Here is a 1,780-nt window from a genome sequence, read left to right as displayed (position 1 = left end):
TATAGTTCCTATATTAAAGTTTTCTCCAATCCTTTTTTTGTTATTAGGGTTATGCTTTATTTTAGGTAGATTTCTTAGAGGGAATGATCGCAGTTTATAATGATGAATTTACGGTTGCAAAAGTGATAGCAAACGTAGGGTGTGTGGATTGAAAATCCACGCACGAATTAATTTTTTCGTGCGTGAAACTGGGTTTCACACACGCTACGCTCGCTAAAACAAGTATGGGAGCACCTGTATATCAAGGAGTAAGCGATCAAAATGTATTTTCTTATTTTAAAGAAATAACAGGAGTGGATAAGCTGCCCAACCCAATTGTCATTTCAAAAATGAAAGATTTAAATGGTAATAACGGCAAGGTTTGGTCAGTAAAACCAACAGAAGGTCCTTTGAAAGGTAGCACTGTTAATTTGAGAACATTTTCTAGTTCACAAGAAAAGACAAGAGCTAAATATACGGTTGAAATTGTTCAGCCTAGTAATGTTAATGAAAGGGTTTCCGGAATTAATGCTGGAAAAATAGAAATAAAATTTGAAAAGTAAATAAGGTTGTTATGCTTAAATTAAATTATGAGTATGTGATAAGCGAGTCTAAGTTTAAAAATATAAATGCTATTTATTTTAGTTTGCAAGAGGAACTGTGTAGTAATGGTGTGTCTGACTATGATATTTTAAAATCTGAATTTATTAAATTCATAAGGTATATAGTTAATTCTAAGATTGCTGTTATTGAGTTTAGAACTTGGGTTGATATTCATGAGCAATTAGATAACTCTGATCTAGAGACTCAATTAAGTTATATTTATAAGTCATTCCCAACAGAATATGATGAGAATGTGCCAGAGAAAGATATTGATAATTTATGGTGGTATACTGAATGTCCTGTTGATGTAGGATGGTTGAAAGATGATGGAGAGTACTGGTTTAGTTAGATTTTTTCCAAAATTCTTAATACTCGAGGGACAAATATTAAACAAACCGTAATGTAGGGTGGACTTAAGTCCGCCTTATTTTTATAAATTAGTAGATTTACATATTAATATTAGATAGTAATATAGAGAATAAGGATGGGGGTAAATAATGAAATATTTATATTATCTTCTGATGTGTTTTTTATCATGTTCGTGTTGTTTTATTGGATTGGGAGGTAGCTTAGATTTAAGTATTCTTTGGAGGAATATTTTAATTTCCATGCAGGCTTCTTTCTTTGTTTCTTTAATAGCTGTTTTTGTTCATGTGGTATTTGACCTTTTATTTTGGGTAATAAATAAATGAGTATAGCTAATGGGCATCCTAATATTCTTACTATCAACAGGCAAGGAGCTAAAAATAGAAGAAAAGAAGCATTAAAAAATATTCCTACAGAACTAGGTTTGATAGAGATGAATATCCTCCGGCTATGTTTAGAGAAGGTGGTAAAGGTGCATCTGTAAAGCATATATCACCTAGTGATAACAGGGGGGCAGGTAGATGTATTGGAAATCAATGTAAAAATCTATCTGATGGTGATAAAGTTAAAATTATAATAAGGAATTGAGCATGAGTTATTTGAAAAAGTTATTTGAAATATCTAGCAATAGTATAGGTAATCCTAATGAATTTAATATTCCAGTATTACTTGAAAAGCTATATTCTGAAAAGAATGGCTTTTGGGCGTTTGAAGGAGCTTTTAGAGTATTTCCAATATCAGTAGTGTTTAGTAGAAATCTTTATTCTTGGAATGAGTTTTTGGTCAAAGAAATTAATTTAAAGGAAATGTTTTTTTGCTGACAATATATTAT

The 1,780-nt window shown here is 30.8% G+C and carries 4 protein-coding genes; all 4 read left to right on the top strand.

Annotation, left to right across the window (positions count from 1 at the left end; genetic code table 11):
* Positions 1–224 precede the first annotated feature (224 nt).
* The 4 genes from BKK52_RS10855 (at position 225) to BKK52_RS10840 (ending at position 1,769) form a co-directional block, all read left to right on the top strand.
* Positions 225–542, top strand: coding sequence for a hypothetical protein (locus BKK52_RS10855; RefSeq protein WP_143531414.1), 318 nt, complete (start codon positions 225–227; stop codon positions 540–542).
* An 11-nt stretch (positions 543–553) separates the two neighbouring features.
* Positions 554–931 (top strand): DUF596 domain-containing protein, encoded by a 378-nt coding sequence (locus BKK52_RS10850; RefSeq protein WP_077420584.1) that lies wholly within the window; start codon positions 554–556, stop codon positions 929–931.
* Positions 932–1,344: 413 nt separating this feature from the next.
* Complete coding sequence (locus tag BKK52_RS14255) at positions 1,345–1,536, top strand: NucA/NucB deoxyribonuclease domain-containing protein (RefSeq protein WP_423227658.1); 192 nt, start codon at positions 1,345–1,347, stop codon at positions 1,534–1,536.
* A 2-nt stretch (positions 1,537–1,538) separates the two neighbouring features.
* Positions 1,539–1,769 (top strand): hypothetical protein, encoded by a 231-nt coding sequence (locus tag BKK52_RS10840; protein ID WP_077478682.1) that lies wholly within the window; start codon positions 1,539–1,541, stop codon positions 1,767–1,769.
* The last annotated feature ends 11 nt before the right edge of the window (positions 1,770–1,780 follow it).

Source organism: Rodentibacter trehalosifermentans (genome assembly GCF_002000545.1).
Classification (GTDB): domain Bacteria; phylum Pseudomonadota; class Gammaproteobacteria; order Enterobacterales; family Pasteurellaceae; genus Rodentibacter; species Rodentibacter trehalosifermentans.
Note: the sequence above shows the minus strand (reverse complement) of the source record. Positions and strands in the feature narration are given on the sequence as shown.

What these genes read in the sequence shown, in the direction of transcription:
- BKK52_RS10855 (WP_143531414.1), top strand. Translation starts at nt 225, where the DNA reads ATGGGAGCACCTGTATATCAAGGAGTAAGCGATCAAAATGTATTTTCT.
- BKK52_RS10850 (WP_077420584.1), top strand. Translation starts at nt 554, where the DNA reads ATGCTTAAATTAAATTATGAGTATGTGATAAGCGAGTCTAAGTTTAAA.
- BKK52_RS10840 (WP_077478682.1), top strand. Translation starts at nt 1,539, where the DNA reads ATGAGTTATTTGAAAAAGTTATTTGAAATATCTAGCAATAGTATAGGT.